Origin of the sequence: Methylobacterium isbiliense, assembly GCF_022179325.1 — a bacterium.
GTDB classification, from domain to species: Bacteria; Pseudomonadota; Alphaproteobacteria; order Rhizobiales; family Beijerinckiaceae; genus Methylobacterium; species Methylobacterium isbiliense.
In genome coordinates this window covers 1-15,159 of sequence record NZ_BPQQ01000068.1, presented here as the reverse complement: position 1 = coordinate 15,159, position 15,159 = coordinate 1, and the positions used below count along the sequence as shown (strand labels likewise).

At 72.5% G+C, this 15,159-nt stretch carries 18 protein-coding genes; 4 read left to right on the top strand and 14 right to left on the bottom strand.

Annotation, left to right across the window (positions count from 1 at the left end):
* From MFF61_RS25710 to MFF61_RS25690, 5 genes are all read right to left on the bottom strand, one after another.
* Positions 1-99: 3-keto-5-aminohexanoate cleavage protein (locus tag MFF61_RS25710; protein ID WP_238240541.1), on the bottom strand; the 99-nt coding region annotated here is incomplete at its 3' end.
* A 14-nt stretch (positions 100-113) separates the two neighbouring features.
* Positions 114-1,040 carry a 3-hydroxyacyl-CoA dehydrogenase gene (locus tag MFF61_RS25705; RefSeq protein WP_238240539.1) on the bottom strand — a complete coding sequence of 309 codons (927 nt, stop codon included), beginning with the start codon at positions 1,038-1,040 and terminating at the stop codon, positions 114-116.
* Between the two features lie 53 nt (positions 1,041-1,093).
* Positions 1,094-3,616 (bottom strand): branched-chain amino acid ABC transporter ATP-binding protein/permease, encoded by a 2,523-nt coding sequence (locus MFF61_RS25700; RefSeq protein ID WP_238240538.1) that lies wholly within the window; start codon positions 3,614-3,616, stop codon positions 1,094-1,096.
* A 12-nt stretch (positions 3,617-3,628) separates the two neighbouring features.
* Entirely contained in the window at positions 3,629-4,504 is an 876-nt protein-coding gene (locus tag MFF61_RS25695) for a branched-chain amino acid ABC transporter permease (RefSeq protein WP_238240540.1), read from the bottom strand.
* A gap of 279 nt (positions 4,505-4,783) precedes the next feature.
* Positions 4,784-6,031 carry an ABC transporter substrate-binding protein gene (locus tag MFF61_RS25690; protein ID WP_238240537.1) on the bottom strand — a complete coding sequence of 416 codons (1,248 nt, stop codon included), beginning with the start codon at positions 6,029-6,031 and terminating at the stop codon, positions 4,784-4,786.
* A gap of 137 nt (positions 6,032-6,168) precedes the next feature.
* On the opposite strand from MFF61_RS25690, the gene MFF61_RS25685 reads away from it, so the two are divergent.
* The 3 genes from MFF61_RS25685 to MFF61_RS25675 all read left to right on the top strand — a co-directional run bounded on the left by MFF61_RS25685 (position 6,169) and on the right by MFF61_RS25675 (position 8,034).
* Positions 6,169-6,861, top strand: a complete 693-nt coding sequence (locus MFF61_RS25685; RefSeq protein ID WP_238240536.1) for a GntR family transcriptional regulator — start codon at positions 6,169-6,171, stop codon at positions 6,859-6,861.
* Positions 6,862-6,887: 26 nt separating this feature from the next.
* Positions 6,888-7,655 carry an SDR family oxidoreductase gene (locus MFF61_RS25680; protein WP_238240535.1) on the top strand — a complete coding sequence of 256 codons (768 nt, stop codon included), beginning with the start codon at positions 6,888-6,890 and terminating at the stop codon, positions 7,653-7,655.
* A gap of 124 nt (positions 7,656-7,779) precedes the next feature.
* The gene (locus MFF61_RS25675) at positions 7,780-8,034 is read left to right on the top strand and encodes a hypothetical protein (protein WP_238240534.1); all 255 of its coding nucleotides are present in this window, start codon (positions 7,780-7,782) and stop codon (positions 8,032-8,034) included.
* 25 nt (positions 8,035-8,059) lie between these two features.
* On the opposite strand, the gene rarD is transcribed toward MFF61_RS25675, so the two are convergent.
* The 9 genes from rarD to MFF61_RS25630 all read right to left on the bottom strand — a co-directional run bounded on the left by rarD (position 8,060) and on the right by MFF61_RS25630 (position 14,618).
* The gene (rarD, locus tag MFF61_RS25670; RefSeq protein ID WP_238240533.1) at positions 8,060-8,962 is read right to left on the bottom strand and encodes an EamA family transporter RarD; all 903 of its coding nucleotides are present in this window, start codon (positions 8,960-8,962) and stop codon (positions 8,060-8,062) included.
* A 151-nt stretch (positions 8,963-9,113) separates the two neighbouring features.
* Complete coding sequence (locus MFF61_RS25665) at positions 9,114-9,449, bottom strand: hypothetical protein (protein WP_238240532.1); 336 nt, start codon at positions 9,447-9,449, stop codon at positions 9,114-9,116.
* Between the two features lie 146 nt (positions 9,450-9,595).
* Positions 9,596-9,985, bottom strand: a complete 390-nt coding sequence (locus MFF61_RS25660; RefSeq protein WP_238240531.1) for a Rap1a/Tai family immunity protein — start codon at positions 9,983-9,985, stop codon at positions 9,596-9,598.
* A gap of 146 nt (positions 9,986-10,131) precedes the next feature.
* Positions 10,132-10,788: a hypothetical protein gene (locus MFF61_RS25655; RefSeq protein ID WP_238240530.1), complete on the bottom strand. Its 657-nt coding sequence runs from the start codon at positions 10,786-10,788 to the stop codon at positions 10,132-10,134.
* A 417-nt stretch (positions 10,789-11,205) separates the two neighbouring features.
* Positions 11,206-11,571, bottom strand: a complete 366-nt coding sequence (locus MFF61_RS25650) for a septal ring lytic transglycosylase RlpA family protein (RefSeq protein ID WP_238240529.1) — start codon at positions 11,569-11,571, stop codon at positions 11,206-11,208.
* A 182-nt stretch (positions 11,572-11,753) separates the two neighbouring features.
* Entirely contained in the window at positions 11,754-12,386 is a 633-nt protein-coding gene (locus MFF61_RS25645; protein ID WP_238240528.1) for a response regulator, read from the bottom strand.
* An 81-nt stretch (positions 12,387-12,467) separates the two neighbouring features.
* Positions 12,468-12,938, bottom strand: coding sequence for a hypothetical protein (locus MFF61_RS25640; RefSeq protein WP_238240527.1), 471 nt, complete (start codon positions 12,936-12,938; stop codon positions 12,468-12,470).
* Positions 12,939-13,171: 233 nt separating this feature from the next.
* Positions 13,172-14,269 (bottom strand): polyamine ABC transporter substrate-binding protein, encoded by a 1,098-nt coding sequence (locus tag MFF61_RS25635; RefSeq protein ID WP_238240526.1) that lies wholly within the window; start codon positions 14,267-14,269, stop codon positions 13,172-13,174.
* Position 14,270: 1 nt separating this feature from the next.
* Complete coding sequence (locus tag MFF61_RS25630) at positions 14,271-14,618, bottom strand: RidA family protein (RefSeq protein WP_238240525.1); 348 nt, start codon at positions 14,616-14,618, stop codon at positions 14,271-14,273.
* 198 nt (positions 14,619-14,816) lie between these two features.
* Here MFF61_RS25630 and MFF61_RS25625 point away from each other — a divergent pair, with 198 nt between their 5' ends.
* The gene (locus MFF61_RS25625; RefSeq protein WP_238240524.1) at positions 14,817-15,080 is read left to right on the top strand and encodes a GlsB/YeaQ/YmgE family stress response membrane protein; all 264 of its coding nucleotides are present in this window, start codon (positions 14,817-14,819) and stop codon (positions 15,078-15,080) included.
* The last annotated feature ends 79 nt before the right edge of the window (positions 15,081-15,159 follow it).

Genomic DNA, 15,159 nt, shown 5'->3' with positions numbered 1-15,159 from the left:
GGCGATCTCCTCGGGCGTCACCGGCAGGTGGGGGGACATCGAGGGGGTGTGGATCGCGCCCGTCACCGCGCAGGTGATGATGACTTTCCGGGGGGCCATGGGACGAACTCCTGTCAGCGTTGGGCGCGCTTGTGCGCCATCAGGGCGGCGAGGCGGGTGTCGCGGCGGCGCGCGCGCGTCTCGGCCGGGTCCGGATCGGGGCCGCCGTCCCAGGCGGCGACGATCCGCGCGAGGGTGTCCGCCTCCCAGACCGACGGCGGGGCCGGGTCGGCCGCGAGGCTGCGGTAGAAGCCGCCGTAGCGGGCTCCGTAATCGGCAACGCCGCCGGGCGCGTTGAGGTCGATGGTGGCGAAGGGGCCGAGGAAGGACCAGCGCAGCCCCAGGCCCGCCGCCACGGTCTTGTCGAGGTCCTCGGGGCTCACCACGCCGTCGGCGACGAGGCGGAAGGCCTCCGAGAGCAGCGCGCCCTGGAGACGGTTGAGCACGAAGCCCTCGACCTCGCGGTGCACGGTCACCGGCTCCTGGCCGGCGGCGGCGTAGAGGGCGCGGGCGCGCTCCACCACGGCCGGGTCGGTCCAGGGCGCGCCGCACAATTCCACCACCGGCACGAGGTGGGGCGGGTTGACCGGGTGGCCGACGAGGCAGCGGGCGCGGCCGGGCAGCCCCTCGGTGAAGCGCGAGGCCACGATGGCCGAGGTCGAGGAGGCGAGGATCGTCCCGGGGCCGCAGAGCGCGTCGAGTTCGGAGAAGAGCGCGCGCTTGGCCTCCACGGTCTCGGGGCCGTTCTCCTGCACGAGGTCGGCGCCGGCCACCGCCTCGGCGAGCGAGGCCGCGATCCGCACCCGGGCGAGGATCGCCGGCACGTCCGCGACGAGGCCATGCGCCGCGAGCTGGCGCAACGCCTCCTCGATGTGGCCGGGCGCGGCCGCGAGCGCCGCCTCGTGCACGTCGGTGAGGCGGACCGCGAAGCCCGCGCGGGCGAAGACCACGGCCCAGGAGCGGCCGATCAGCCCGGCTCCGACGATCGCGACTGTTGGCATCAGGGGGCCTCCGGTGATCGGGCCGTCACAACCACAGCATCACAACCACAGCATCACAACCACAGCACTTGCCGGCGCAGTTCGAGGTCGTCCCGCAGGGCCTGCGAGGGGCCGACATGCATCACCCGGCCGCGCTCCAGCGCCACCGTGCGGTCCGAGAGGGCGAGCGCGAGGTCGAGGTTGTGGTCGACGATGACGATGGAGACCTCGCGGCGCAGCGCATCGAAGGTCTCGAACAGGCTCTCGACCACGGCGGGCGCCAGTCCCTCGAAGGGCTCGTCGAGGAGCAGCACCCGCACGTCCCCGGACAGGGCGCGAGCCACCGCCACCATCTGCTGCTCGCCGCCCGAGAGATAGTCGGCGGCGGTGCGCCAGCGCTCGCGCAGGCGCGGGAAGTAGGCGAGGATGCGCTCCTCGTCCCAGTGCACGCCATTGCCGGTGCGCCGCCGCAGGCGGCCGAGTTCGAGGTTCTCGGCGACGCTCATGCCGGCGAACAGGCCGCGGCCCTGCGGCACGTAGCCGACGCCCGCGCGCGCGATCGCCGCCGCCGAGCGCCCGTCGAGGGATTCGGATCCCAGCCGGATGTGGCCGGCCGCGTGCGGGGCGATGCCCGTGATGGTCTTGAGGCAGGTGGACTTGCCGGCCCCGTTGCGGCCGAGCAGGGCCACGATCTCGTGCTCGTGCACGTCGAAGGTGACGCCCGAGAGGATGTGGCTCTTGCCGTAGAAGGTGTCGACGTTGTCGAGCGCGAGCAGCGTGCGGGGTTCGGCGGCGCTGGGGCGGGGCTTGGCCGCCATCGCGGCCGTGCCCGAGCCGATATAGACCTCCTGCACCGCCTTGCTGGAGCGGGCATCCTCGACGGTGCCGTCGACCAGCACCCGGCCCTCGTTCATCACCGTCACGGCGTCGGCGATCTGGAACACGCGGTCGATGTCGTGCTCGACCATCAGCACGGGCACCTCGGTGGAGACCCGCTTGATGATGTCGCCGATGCGCCCGCGCTCGGCCGCCGCGAGACCCGCGAGCGGTTCGTCGAGGAGCAGCACCCGGGGCTTGGTGGCGAGCGCCACGCCCATGTCGAGGAGGCGCTGGCCGCCGTACGAGAGGGAGCCGGCCTCCGCCCGCTCCAGCCCCGCGAGGCCGAGCCAGCGCAGGATCTCGGTGGTCTCGGCTGCGACCGCGGGCTCGCTGCGGGCGTCCCGCCAGGGATGGAAGCGCCCGGGATGGCGGCTCTGGACCGCAAGGCGGACGTTCTCCTCGACGCTGAGCGCCGGAAACAGGTTGGTGATCTGGAACGAGCGTCCGAGGCCCGCCCGGCAGATCCGCTCGGGCGAGAGGCCGGCGACCGGGCGCTCCTCCAGGGTCACGCTGCCGGTGTCGGGCTTGAACATCCCGGAGATCAGGTTGAAGGCCGTGGTCTTGCCCGCGCCGTTCGGGCCGATCAGGGCGTGGAGCGTCCGGTCGCGCACCGCGATGGTGACGTCCTCCACCGCCTTGATGCCGCCGAAGCGCTTCGAGATGCCGGTCGCCGCGAGGATCGCGCCCGGCACGGGCGCGTCCGGCCGCAGGAAGGCCGGCAGGTTCTCGGGGGCGCCGGCGCGCCGTCCCGCCATCGCAGCGTCCTCGGTGGCTTCGGGCCTCACCATCCGGTAAAGGCGCCGGCCGATGCCGACGAGGCCGTCGGGCGAGAACAGGATGAAGCCGACGAACAGGAGGCCGAACCAGAACAGCCAGTTGCCGGTCCAGATCGAGAGCAGCTCGCGGAACAGGATGAAGAACAGGGCGCCGATCGCCGGCCCGGCGAGGCTGCGCATGCCGCCGATCACCACCATGGCGAGCAACTCGCCCGAGAAGGCGATGCCGAGCGGCTCGGCCGAGGCGAAGCGGTGGGTGAAGACCGAGAGCACGCCGGCGAGCCCCGTCACGCTCGCCGAGACCGCGAAGGCGAGGAGCTTGTAGCGGTTGGTCGGGTAGCCGAGGAAGCGCGCCCGCTGCTCGTTCTCGCGGATCGCCTCCAGCACCGTGCCGACGGGCGAGCGGCGCAGGCGCGACAGGGCGTAGAGCACCGCGAAGCCGAGGACGGCCACCACCGCGTACCACAGCCCCGGCCGCTCGAGGTCGAACCCCGCCAGCGCCGGGCGCTGGACGCCGCCGAAGCCGCTCTCGCCGCCGGTGAGCGCGGTCCAGCGATAGGCCACCGTGAAGGTGAGCGCCGAGAGCGCGAGCGTCAGGAGCGAGAAGTAGACCCCGCGCCGGCGCAGGATCAGCAGGCCGAGCAGCAGCGCGGCGAGCGCCACGACGGCGAGGGCGAACAGGGCCGGGGCGACGATGCCGCCGGGAAACAGCGCGCGCTGGCTGATCGCCGCCGCGTAGGCGCCCAGGCCGAAGAAGGCCCCGTGCCCGAACGAGACGAGGCCGGTCTGGCCCACCAGGATGTTGAGACCCAGGCACGCCACCGCGAAGACGACGACGTCGGTGGCGGAGGTCAGCGTCAGGCCGATGCCCTGGAGCGCGAAGGGCAGGGCGGCGAGCGCGAGCGCGAAGGCGGGCAGGACCAGCCGGTCGGTGTGCGGCATCGGGATCGGTCCCTACTCGAAGCGCAGGATGCGCTCGCCGAACAGGCCGCGGGGCCGGACGAGCAGGATGACGGCCATGAGGGCGTAGATCGCCGCCTCGGCGAAGCCCGGATAGACCAGCACCATCAGGCCGCGGACCACGCCGACGATCAGGGCGGCCGCCACGACGCCCCAGAACGAGCCGAGGCCGCCGATCACCACCACCACGAAGGCCCCGGTGAGCACCTCCGCGCCCATCGCCGGGTGCACGCCCGAGATCGGCGCCAGCATCACGCCGGCGAGCGCGGCGAGCCCGACGCTGATGACGACGACCGCCGCCATGTAGGGCTTGAGCGAGATGCCGAGCGCCGCGACCATGTCGGGGTTCTGGACGCCGGCCCGCACCACGCGCCCGAAGGTGGTGCGCTGGAGCAGGAACCACACCGCCGCCACCGCCACCACCACCGCGGCCAGGATGGTCAGGCGGTAGCGCGAGAGGATGAAGTCGCCGACGAAGATCTGGCCGCGCAGGGCCTGCGGGATGCCGTAGGGCAGGGGCGGCGCGCCGAAGATCATGCGCAGCGCCTGCTCGGCCACCATGGCGAGGCCGAAGGTGAGGAGGAGCGAGAGGATCGGGTCCGAGCGGTAGAAGCGGCGGAAGAGCACCCGCTCGACCACGAGCCCGAGCACCCCCACCAGCGCCGGCGCCGCCACGACGGCCCCGCCGAAGCCGACATAGGGCGAGAGCACGATGGTGAGATAGGCGCCGATGGCGAAGAACGCCCCGTGCGCGAGGTTCACGATGCCGCCCAGGCTGAAGATCAGCGACAGCCCGAGGGCGATCAGGAGGTAGATCGCCCCGAGGAAGAGGCCGTTGACGACCTGCTCGACGGCGAGGGTGAGGAACATCACGGCGGCGTGGTCCCGATTGTCCTTGCGAAACGGAGCGCCGGGGAAGCGCGGGCCTTGTCCTCTCCCCGCGTGCGGGGAGAGGGGCCGCGGACCCGGCAAGGGATCCGCGGCGAGCGGAGGCGCAGCCGGAGCGACGGGTGAGGGAGCGTCTCCGGGAAGGCGCATCCGGCCCCCTCGCCCGTCGCCCTCCGGGCCCGTCTCACCTCCGGCAGGGAGGAGCGGGATCGGATCGATCCTCGGACCCTCTCACCGCGCGGGAGAGGCGCGCGCCCTGCGCTATCCCTCCATCCTGCAGCCCGCCTCCTCGGCGGTGGGCGCCAGCACCTCCAGATCCTCGTTCGGGCCCGGCAGGGCGGGCGAGGAGGAGAAGATGTCCCACTTGTCCTTCACCTTGTCGGCCGGCAGCGCCGTGATGGCGTACATCTCGCTGATGAGCTGGTGGTCGCGGGCGCGGAAGTAGCCCGGGCGGGGCTTGAGCACGTCGAACTTCGCGCCGCCCTCCAGGTAGGAGACCAGGGCCGGCCCCTCGGTGGACTTCGCCTCGCGGATCGCCTGCGCGACGATCCGCACGGCGTTGTAGTCGCCCCAGGCCTGGTTCTCCGGGGGCTTGCCGTACTTCTTGGTGAAGGCGGCCACGAACGCCTTGGCGGAGGGCGTGTCCACCTTGTGGTGCCACAGGCAGGGCCACGTGCCGGCGAAGTTGCCGGGGCCGGCGCCCCAGGCCAGCGCCGTGTCGAAGCCGAAGCCCGCGATCGGGAAGGGCAGGCCGTACTCGGCGTATTGCTTGAGGAAGTTGGTGATCTGGTTGCCGGCGAGGTTCGAGATCACGAGGTCGGGCTTCGCCTGCCGGATCTTGATGAGGTAGGCGGAGAAGTCGGTGGCGTCGGTGGGCACCAGCTCGTCCGCCGCGAAGGTGCCGCCGTTGCCCTGCATGAACACCTTGGCGACGCGCAGGAGATCGTGGCCGAAGGCGTAGTCGGCGGTGAGCGAGTACCACTTCCTGCCCTTCACCAGCCCGTCCTGGACCAGCGAGCGGCCGACCGCCTTCACGTACATCGAGTTCGCGCCCTCGATGTGGAACATGAAGCGCTTGCAATCCTGCCCGCGCAGCGCGTCGGAATTCGCCCCGGTGTTGAAGAAGGGCGTGCGCCCGCGCTGGGCCACCTGCCCGATGGCGAGCGCGGAGGCGGACGAGATCTCGCCCACCACGGCCGCGACCTTGTCGCGCTCGATGTAGCGCTCGGCCTTGCTCGACGCGGTCTGCGGGTTGACCGAATCCTCGGTGAGGAGTTCGAGCCGTCGGCCGTTGATGCCGCCCGCGGCGTTGATCTCCTCGGCGGCGAGCTGGGCCGCCGCCACGGCGTACTCGCCGAGCGGGCCGAGGAAGCCGGTGCGCGGCGTCAGGTGCCCGATGCGGATGGCCTCACCCTGCGCCCGCACCAGGGCGGGCATCGCCAGGGCGGCGCCGGCGGCGAGCCCTCCCTGCATCAGGCGGCGGCGCGTCGGATTCATCCCCTGCGTCATGGTGCGTTCCCTGCCCGAACAATCCGTCACGGTCGCTTGGCTTGCCGTGATCTGTGATCACACGTAGGATGACAGCAAATCGGTCGTCTGTCGAGCCCCGGGGGCGCGGCGGGCTCCAGAACGGGCGGAACGCGAAGGTGGACGACGCCATCGGCAGGATCGGGCGGGTCGAGCGCGTGACCCTCGGCGCCCGCGTCTACGCGGAGCTGCGCGGGCTCCTCATCGCCGGGGAACTCGCGCCCGGGGAGCGCCTGTCCCTGCGCCGCGTCGCCGACCAGCTCGGCACCTCGATGATGCCGGTGCGCGAGGCGGTCTCGCGGCTCGCCGCCGACCAGGCGCTCACCGTGCTGCCGAACCGCTCGGTGCGGGTGCCGCTGATGGATGCGGCCCAGTTCCGGGAACTGACGCGGGTGCGTCTCGCCATCGAGGGCTTCGCCGCCGAGGAGGCGGCGCGGGCGCGCAGCGAGGCGGATCTCGCGGTCATCGCCGCGCAGGACGACCTCTTCCGGCGCGAGGCCCGCGCGGCCGCGCCGAACTTCGAGCGGGCGGTGCGGGCGAACAAGGACCTGCATTTCGCCGTCTACGCGGCCGCGGGGCTGCCGACGCTGACCGCGATCATCGAGGGGCTGTGGCTGCGCGTCGGCCCGGTGCTCAACCTCGACATGCGCGTGTCGGGGACCCGCCTCGCGGAGGGGGCGGCGGAGCGCCATCACGGCCGGCTGCTGGCGGCGATCCGGGGGCGGGACGGGCCGGGCGCGCGCGCGGCCCTGGTGGCGGATATCGAGGAGGCGGCGGCCTTCATCGCGGGAAGCGGGCGCTTGGCCTCCTGACGGGCGCCCCGACAGGGAGAGATCGCATGGAGATGGGATTGACGGGCCTGAAGGTCCTGGTGACGGCGGGCGCGGCGGGGATCGGGATCGAGATCGCCCGCGCCTTCGCGGAGGAGGGCGCGCGGGTCCACGTCTGCGACGTCGACGCGGCGGCCCTGGCCGCCCTGCCGGAGGGGATCACCGGCACGCGGGCCGACGTCGCCTCGCGCGAGGACGTGGAGCGGCTCTTCGCCGAGACGCAGGGATCCCTCGGCGGGCTCGACGTCCTCGTCAACAATGCCGGCATCGCCGGTCCGACGGGGCGCGTGGAGGCGATCGGCCCGGAGGATTGGGACCGCTGCCTCGCCGTCTGCCTCACCGGGCAGTTCAACTGCGTGCGCCTCGCGGTGCCGCTGCTGCGCCAGAGCGGCAATCCGTCGATCGCCAACCTGTCCTCGGTGGCGGGCCGCTTCGGCTTTCCCCTGCGCTCGCCCTACGCCGCGGCGAAATGGGGCGTGATCGGCTTCACCAAGTCCCTGTCGCGGGAACTCGGGCCGGACGGCATCCGGGTCAACGCGATCCTGCCCGGCATCGTCGCGGGCGACCGCCAGCGCCGCGTGCTGGAGGCGCGCGCGCAACAGCGGGGCATGAGCTACGCGGAGGTGGAGGCGGAGGCCTTCGCGGCGGCCTCGATCAAGGACTACGTGACGGCCCGCCAGATCGCCGACCAAATCCTCTTCCTGGCCTCGCCGCGGGGGCGCACCATCTCGGGCCAGGCGCTGGCGGTGGACGGCGACCTGCAGATGCTGAGCTAACGGGATAAGCGGCGGGCCGGGCTTGATCGGGGCCGGGCCGCGCCCGAAATTGGACGCCGATCCAAGCGCTTGGACCGGGCCTTCGGCCCAGGCGCGGGATCGGGCTCTTGGGGGGAGGGACGGCGTGCGGGGTTTTGCGACGGGATGGCTCGTGCTCGGGCTGACGGTGCTCGGGGCGGGGACGGGTGAGGCGCAGCCGATTCAGAGCCCGCAGGATGCGGCCTGCCGCAACGAGGCGCGGGCGCGGGTGTTCTCGACGCCGGACCCGCAGGGGCTCGGCCCCTACGCCGTCGGCCGCCAGATCTACACCGCCTGCATGCAGCGCGCCCAGGCGCCCCAGGGGCGCCGGGCCAAGCGCGTGAAGCGATCGCGGCGGTAGCCGCCCGGGTCGTCCTCCGGGCGGCTCAGCCCGGGCAGCGCTGCGGATCGGGCGTCAGGGGGACCTGCGGCCGCGCGGCCGCGTCCGCGCGAGAGAGCCGCACGGCATCGACGGCGTAGAGCACCAGCGCCACCAGGGTGAGCGCGAGCACGATGGCGCGCGAGGTCTCCAGCGTCTCGCCATAGACCAGCACGCTCAGCACCAGCAGGCAGGACGGGGCGATGTACTGCAGCAGCCCGAGGGTCGCGAGCTTGAGCCGGCCGGCGGCGGCGGCGAACCAGATCAGCGGCACCGAGGTGCTGAGGCCCGTAAGGAGGAGCAGCCCCAGGGTGCGCCCGTCGAGGGCGGAGACGGAAGCGCTCGCCGGGGCGAGCCACGCGAGATAGCCGAGGGCCAGAGGCAGCAGCAGGAAGGTCTCGGCGCAGAAGCCGAGGATCGGGTCGATCGGCACCAGCTTGCGGATCAGCGCGTAGAGCGCGAAGGAGACGGCGAGCGCGAGCGCCACCCAGGGCAGGGTGCCGGCGGTGGCCACCGCCACCGCGACCCCGAGGGCCGCGATCCCCACCGCCGCCCCCTGGAGCGGGCGCAGCCGCTCGCCGAGCACCACCGCGCCGAGCGCCACCGCCACGAGCGGATTGATGAAGTAGCCGAGGCTCGCGTCGAGCATCCGGCCGTTCTGCACCGCCCACAGGTAGAGCGACCAGTTCGCGCCGATCAGCAGGGCGGAGACGATCAGCAGGGCGTGGCGGCGCTGCGGCACCAGCCGCACCCGGCGCAGGGCCGCGAGGAGCAGCACCACAAACACGCTCGACCACAGGATGCGGTGCCCGAGGATCACCCAGGCGGGGACGCCGTCGAGCAGGCGGAAGTGCACCGGGACCACCAGGCCCCAGCTCAGGTAGGCGCCGAGCGCGTAGAACAATCCCACCGGCCGCCCCTCCCTCGGGAAGACGTGCCCGCGCCGTCCGGCGCGGGGCTCGTGTTCTGCCCGAGGGCGCGCCGCCGGACCAGGGCGACGGACGGGCGGCGGGCATCCGCCCGGCGCATGACGCGCCGCGCCGGGCGGAGACCGTCCTCCGTCAGCGCCGGTGCTGGCTCGCGAGGCTGCTGTCGTCGCCCGAGGTGGTGGTCATCGGCGCCTGCGCGCCGCTGGTGTTGTCGCCGCCGGTCGCGGTCCCGGCCCGGGGGGCGCCGCTCTCGTCGAAGTCGCGCCGGTTGCCGGCGTGGTCCTGGTACTGCTCGGTCTGGACGTGCTTGCCGTCGAGGCCGCGCTGGTCGCTGTGGCGGGACTTGTCGCGGTTCGACAGCACCATGTTCTCTTCGAGGATACCCTCCGGCAATTCGGTCATCGCGCCGGTGCCCGATCCCTTGCCCTGGGAGCCGGGACCCATGTGGTGCCTGTCGGCCTTGGCCATGCGCATCCTCCGATCGCGGTGGGCGGGGGCGACAGGCCCCCGCCGGGGAGGGAGAGATGAGAGGGGGAGGCGGCGCGGGCAAGCGCGGCCGGATGAAATATCGGCCCGGAACATTCCGCCCCCACGCGCGATAAGAGGCCGGTCCGTCAGGATTTCTTGGAGCACGGATAGGCGTCGCGCAGGGCCAGAAGGGCGAGCACGCCCGCGCTCTCGCGCAGCGCGGCCGGGTGGGTCCCGCCATAGGCCACCACCGCCTGGATCAGCTGCAGGAGCGTGCCCTCCGGCGGCAGGCAGGCGCCGAGCAGCGGCGGCTCGCCCTCGCGGTCGGCGACCGCCGCGAGATCCTGCACCGCGCTCATGAAGGCGAAGCAGCCGACCGTGTCCGGCTCCTGGCGGAATTCGAGGGCCTTGCCGCGGGCCTTGGCGCTGCGCAGGAGGCTCTTGCACTGGGCGACGAGCTGGCCGCCCTCGACCGCGGAGGCGGGGGGAGCGGCCAGGAGCATCGCGACGGCGAGGGCCGGCAGCAGGTGTCGCATCGGGGCGCCTTGGCTGGAGCGGCCGCGGGGGGAGGCCGGACGCTGCACCCTAGCAAGGCCCGGGCGGCCCGGCGCAACCCGCAGCCGGACATCCCCGCCATCCCCAAAGCCGTGATGCCGCACCCGGCGGGCGCCGACGCGCCGCCTCAACGGGCCGGATAGATCACCCGCATGGCGGTCTCGGTGCGGGCCTCGCCGGACCCGGCGGCCTGCGTGCCGCGCCGGAGCCGGGCCATGACCCGGCGCGCCTCGTCGGCCGGCAGGGCGCCCGCCGGGGCGGTCATGGCCATGAGGTCGCGGCGGGTCTTGGTCGACACGGTGCGCGAGCGGCTCACGTCCTCGAAGTCGCTCATCCGGTGCTTGGCGGCGCCGGATTCGCCCTTGAACACGCGCGGCCCCTCCGGGAGGATGACGATGTCGCCGGGCCGGAGCGTCGGGTCGCGCAGGAGCGCCGTGCGGGGATCGAACGGCCCGCTCGGGCGCTCGACCTTCACGGGCTTCGTCTCGGCCGCCTCGGGCTTGGGCAGGGCGACGTAGCGGGCGCGGGCGCGCAGGGCCGCGCGGGCCTGGCTCCGCTCGCGCCGCAGGCGCCGCATCGGCCGGCCATACGCATCGGGCAGCGGCGCGGCCGTCGGGGCCGCCTGAATCGGGGCGGGCGCCGAGAACAGGTTGCGGAACAAGCCCGCGAAGCCGTCATCGGCGGCCTGCACGGCGACGGCGGTCGAGACCAGGATCATGCCGGAGGCGAGGGCCAGGACCATGTCGCGACGGCGCGACGCCGGGCCCTTAGGGTTCTGCGGCATGGAACCTCCTCCGGTGGCGCTGATGGACGCGGGGGCGTCTTGCCTCCAACCTCGACCGCGCCGAACGGTTCCGCTGACCGCGCCGAAACTTGACCTTTTCTTAACATCTTGGCGGAAGGGCAGTTCAGGCGCGGATCACCCGCGCAAGATGCGGGCGGCCCGACCGGTCTTCTTCCGAACACCGCGCCGTCGTGTGACCCTGGTGCGCGCCGGAGCATCGGCCGGCTCCGTCCAGTCGATCCCGCCCGCATCCGGCCCGGACGCGCGTCGATACCTGCGTCGGGACGGGACGAGGACCCGTCGAGGCGTGTGCGGGCGGGAGGAAGACCGTGACCGGACGAAGACGAGGGCCGCGATCATCGAACCCGGACGGGGCCCGACGCACCAGCGGCCGCGCCGGGCGCGGGTCGAGGCGGCTCAGAGCCGGCTCAGGCGGACCTTGGCGACGCCGCTGATGCCGATGGCGCGGGCGGAGGCTTTGCTCAGATCGATCACCCGTCCGCCGACGAAGGGACCCCGGTCGTTGATCCGCACCACCACGGAGCGGCCGTTGCTGGTGTTGGTGACCCGCACCCGGCTGCCGAACGGCAGGCTGCGGTGGGCGGCCGTGAGGGCATGGGTGTTGAAACGCTCGCCGTTGGCGGTGCGGCGGCCCTGGAATCCCGGTCCGTACCAGGAGGCGCCACCGGACTGGGCGAGGCTCGGCGTGCTGGCTTGTAGGGTTGCACCGACGCCGCAGAACGCCGCCGCACAGATGATCGCCAGCTTGGCCTTCGAAACCATATCGCATTCCCGTTTTGCTTCGTTGAGGCCGCGCAACATAGGGCCGAAAGGGGCAGGAATGTGACTGGCGCTGATGTGGACTAATCTAGGTACAAACGGGCGCTCTCGACTTCTCAAACGAGAGGCTCATCTTCTCACGACTGACATTTCGCAGTTGCGAGATGAGCCGTGCGGGACGGGCCTCAGCGCGCCCGCTCGCTCTCCCGGACGCCGATTCGGATCAGATCGGCGAGGCTGCGGGCGCCGAGCTTGTGGCGCATCTGGGAGCAGGCATTGGCCACGGTCTTGTAGCTCACCGCCAGGTCCTCGGCGATGGCGCCGTGCGAGCGCCCCGCGCCGAGGAGGGCCAGGATCTGGCGCTCGCGCGTGGTCAGCGCCGCGAGGGGGTCGGGCCGCGCGGCGGCGCGCAGCAGCGCCACCTCGGCGGCGAGGGCGGGATCGAGGTAGGATTCGCCGGCCTGCACCCGCTCGAAGGCGTGGTACAGGTCGCCCGAGGCGGTGTCCTTGAGGACATAGCCCGTCGCGCCGCTCTCCAGCGCCCGGGCGACGATCACCGGGTCGTCGTGCATGCTGAAGACGAGGATGCGGGTCTCCGGCGAGACGGCCCGGATGCGGCGGATCAGCTCCAGGCCGCTCAGGGTGTTGCCCTGGAAGGTCAGGTCGGCGACCACGACGGCCGGGCGGTGGCGGCGGAAGCTGCGGTAGCCCGCCACGACGCCCGTGGCCTCGTGCACGGCCTCGACGCCGGCATCCTCCAGCACGCGGCGGCATCCCTGCAGCACGATCGGGTGATCGTCCACGACCAGCACGTTCACGGCCCGCTCCTCCCGCCTCGCGCGTCCCCGCGGCCTCCATAGCACCCGGCACGGGGCGCCGCTCCTCCCTGGCCGCCCTCGTCAGAACGCCGCGTGGCGGGGCGGGCCGCACGCGCGCCGGATGGTGTGGCGCACCAGCGCGGAGCGGCGCTCGGCCGCCTCCAGCATGACCGCGTCGAGATGCGCGCAGAGGTCGTCGAGGCTCGCCCCGGCCGCGAGGTCGGGGCAGCCCTGGTAGGGGCTGGCGGCCTCGCGCACGGTGAGCGGCCCGTCGGGAAGCGCCACGATCGGCAGGCCGGGCCACGCGCCGCGCAGCCGCGCGGCGATGCCCGGCAGGGCGGGCGAGCGGCGCAGCGCCCCGCTGACCAGCGCGAGATCGAGGACCGGCAGACCGATGCCCGGCATGGTGAGGATCGGGCTCATCCCGGTGCCGATCACGCTCAGCACCCCGTAGCCCTTCGCCTTGAGCAGGCCGGCGAGGCGCGGCACCGCCTCGTCGGCGGTCCGCAGCAGCATCAGCACGGGTTCACACGGATACGCCATGACCGTCACGCCGCCCGGATCCTGCGGCCATGGCTAGCACAGGCCCGCAGACGGCTGCATTGTCCTTTTTGGGCGAGGTCGCGGCCCGGCATCACCCGGCGAAGACGGCCCCGGTTCGCCAGCGGATGGGATGCAGGACCAGGATACTGCGCGGACTTGCTCATGCGATTCGGCCCGGGCCACGCTGCCGAGGCGCGATGCCGGCCCCGGGAGGAGCGGCGGGGCGCCGGTCCGCCTCCCGCTCAGCGGCCGGTGCGCACGCGGGTCCAGAGGCGCGTGACGGTGCGCTGGGTGCGGTCGTCGTAGGCGGTGTTGGTGAACAGCCGCCGGAAGGTCGCATCGTCCGGATAGATGCCGGGATTCGACAGGATCTCGGGCTTCACCAGGGGCTTGGCCGCGAGGTTGCCGCTCGCGTAGGAGACGAAGTTGGTGTTGGCCGCCGCCACCTCGGGCCGCAGCATGAAGTCGATGAAGGCGTGCGCCTCGGCCGGATGCGGCGCGTCCTTCGGGATGGCGAAGGAATCGAACCACATCAGCGCCCCCTGCTGCGGGATGTAATAGGCGATGTCGATGTCGTTCTTGGCCTCCTGGGCGCGCTTGCGGGCCTGGAGCACGTCGCCCGAATAGCCGACCGAGAGGCAGACATCGCCGTTGGCGAGCTGATTGATGTACTCGGAGGAGTGGAATTTCTGCACCGCGCCGCGGATGCGGAACAGCGCCTCGCCGGCTTGGTTGAGGTCGTCCACGCGCTTCGAATCGGGCTTGAGGCCCAAAGCCGCCAGCACGTTCGGGAAGATGTCCTCGGGGGCGTCCAGCAGGGTGACGCCGCAATCCTTGAGCTTGGCGACGAGGTCGGGCCGCAGCACCACGTCCCAGGTGTTGAGCGGCTGGTTCGGCCCCAGCCGCTCGCGCACCAGCGCGGTGTTCACGCCGATCCCGGTCGTGCCCCACATGTAGTTGACCGCGTAGGCGTTGCCGGGGTCGTAGACGCCCAGCCGCCCGGTCACCTCGGGCCACGCATTCTTCAGATTGGGCAGCTTGCCCTTGTCGAGGGGCTGGAACACGCCGGCCTTGATCAGGCGCTGCAGGAACGGCCCCGAGGGCACCACGAGATCGTAGCCCGAGCGGCCCGCGAGCAGCTTCGTCTCGACGATCTCGTTCGTGTCGTAGGTGTCGTACACGACCTTGATGCCGGTCTCGCGCGTGAAGGCGTCGAGCATCTTGGGGTCGATATAGTCCGACCAGTTGTAGACGTTGACGACCCGCTCCTGCGCGCCCGCCGGCCAGGCGAGGGCGAGGCAGGCCGCGGCGAGCAGGCGGCGCAGGAGGGGTCGTCCCATCTCAGGCCCCCGCCGCCGCGGTCACGGAGATCTCGACCACGTACTGGGGACCGGCGAGCTTCGCCTCGACGGTGGCGCGGGCGGGCGCGTGGCCGGGCGCCACCCAGGCGTCCCAGACCCGGTTCATGTCGGCAAAGCCCCCCATGTCGGCGAGGTAGATGGTGGCCGCGAGGATCCGCTCCTTGGAGGAGCCCACCTGCCCGAGCAGGGCCTCGATCTGGGCGAGGATCGCCTGCGTCTGGGCCGCGACGCCGTCGCCCTCGGCGACCTGCCCGGCGAGGTAGACCGTGCCGTTGTGCACCACGGCCTGGCTCATGCGCGTGCCGGTCTCGATCCGTTGGATGCTCATGCTGTCGTCCTGCTCCGGGTTGCGGGGCGTCGAGGCCTCCGCCACTGGCCTTGTGCCGTCACCGGGCCGGGCGCGTAAAGCCCCGCGGGGGAGCCGTCCCGCGGCCCTCGGCGCACGGACAAGCTCGCAGGGCGCAACCCTCCGGCCTCCCGCGCGTTGGCGCAGGAATCTCAAGCGAGGCCGAAAGGCGAAACCCCCATGTCGATCCTCTGGACCATCATCATCGGCTTCATCGCCGGCGTCATCGCGAAGTTCATCATGCCCGGCCGCAACGAGCCGAGCGGGTTCATCCTCACCACGATCCTGGGCATCGTGGGCGCCTTCGTCGCCACCTTTCTGGGTCAGGCCGTAGGCTGGTACGGCCCGAACCAGGGCGCCGGCCTGATCGCCTCGGTGGTCGGCGCGGTGATCGTCCTGGCGATCTGGGGCTTCATTCAGAGCCGCCGCACCACCACCTACTGAGGCTCGGCGGGCTTCACCCGCCGCCACATGACGAGACACGAAAAAGGGGCGCCGCATCGCGGCGCCCCTTTTTCGTGTC

Bases quoted from the DNA above. Each gene is read 5' to 3' on its own strand.
- MFF61_RS25655 (WP_238240530.1), bottom strand. From the start codon at position 10,788: ATGCCGCAGAACCCTAAGGGCCCGGCGTCGCGCCGTCGCGACATGGTC.
- MFF61_RS25695 (WP_238240540.1), bottom strand. From the start codon at position 4,504: ATGTTCCTCACCCTCGCCGTCGAGCAGGTCGTCAACGGCCTCTTCCTC.
- MFF61_RS25690 (WP_238240537.1), bottom strand. From the start codon at position 6,031: ATGACGCAGGGGATGAATCCGACGCGCCGCCGCCTGATGCAGGGAGGG.
- MFF61_RS25665 (WP_238240532.1), bottom strand. From the start codon at position 9,449: ATGGCCAAGGCCGACAGGCACCACATGGGTCCCGGCTCCCAGGGCAAG.
- MFF61_RS25630 (WP_238240525.1), bottom strand. From the start codon at position 14,618: ATGAGCATCCAACGGATCGAGACCGGCACGCGCATGAGCCAGGCCGTG.
- MFF61_RS25700 (WP_238240538.1), bottom strand. From the start codon at position 3,616: ATGCCGCACACCGACCGGCTGGTCCTGCCCGCCTTCGCGCTCGCGCTC.
- MFF61_RS25635 (WP_238240526.1), bottom strand. From the start codon at position 14,269: ATGGGACGACCCCTCCTGCGCCGCCTGCTCGCCGCGGCCTGCCTCGCC.
- MFF61_RS25660 (WP_238240531.1), bottom strand. From the start codon at position 9,985: ATGCGACACCTGCTGCCGGCCCTCGCCGTCGCGATGCTCCTGGCCGCT.
- MFF61_RS25650 (WP_238240529.1), bottom strand. From the start codon at position 11,571: ATGGTTTCGAAGGCCAAGCTGGCGATCATCTGTGCGGCGGCGTTCTGC.
- MFF61_RS25680 (WP_238240535.1), top strand. From the start codon at position 6,888: ATGGAGATGGGATTGACGGGCCTGAAGGTCCTGGTGACGGCGGGCGCG.
- MFF61_RS25705 (WP_238240539.1), bottom strand. From the start codon at position 1,040: ATGCCAACAGTCGCGATCGTCGGAGCCGGGCTGATCGGCCGCTCCTGG.
- MFF61_RS25625 (WP_238240524.1), top strand. From the start codon at position 14,817: ATGTCGATCCTCTGGACCATCATCATCGGCTTCATCGCCGGCGTCATC.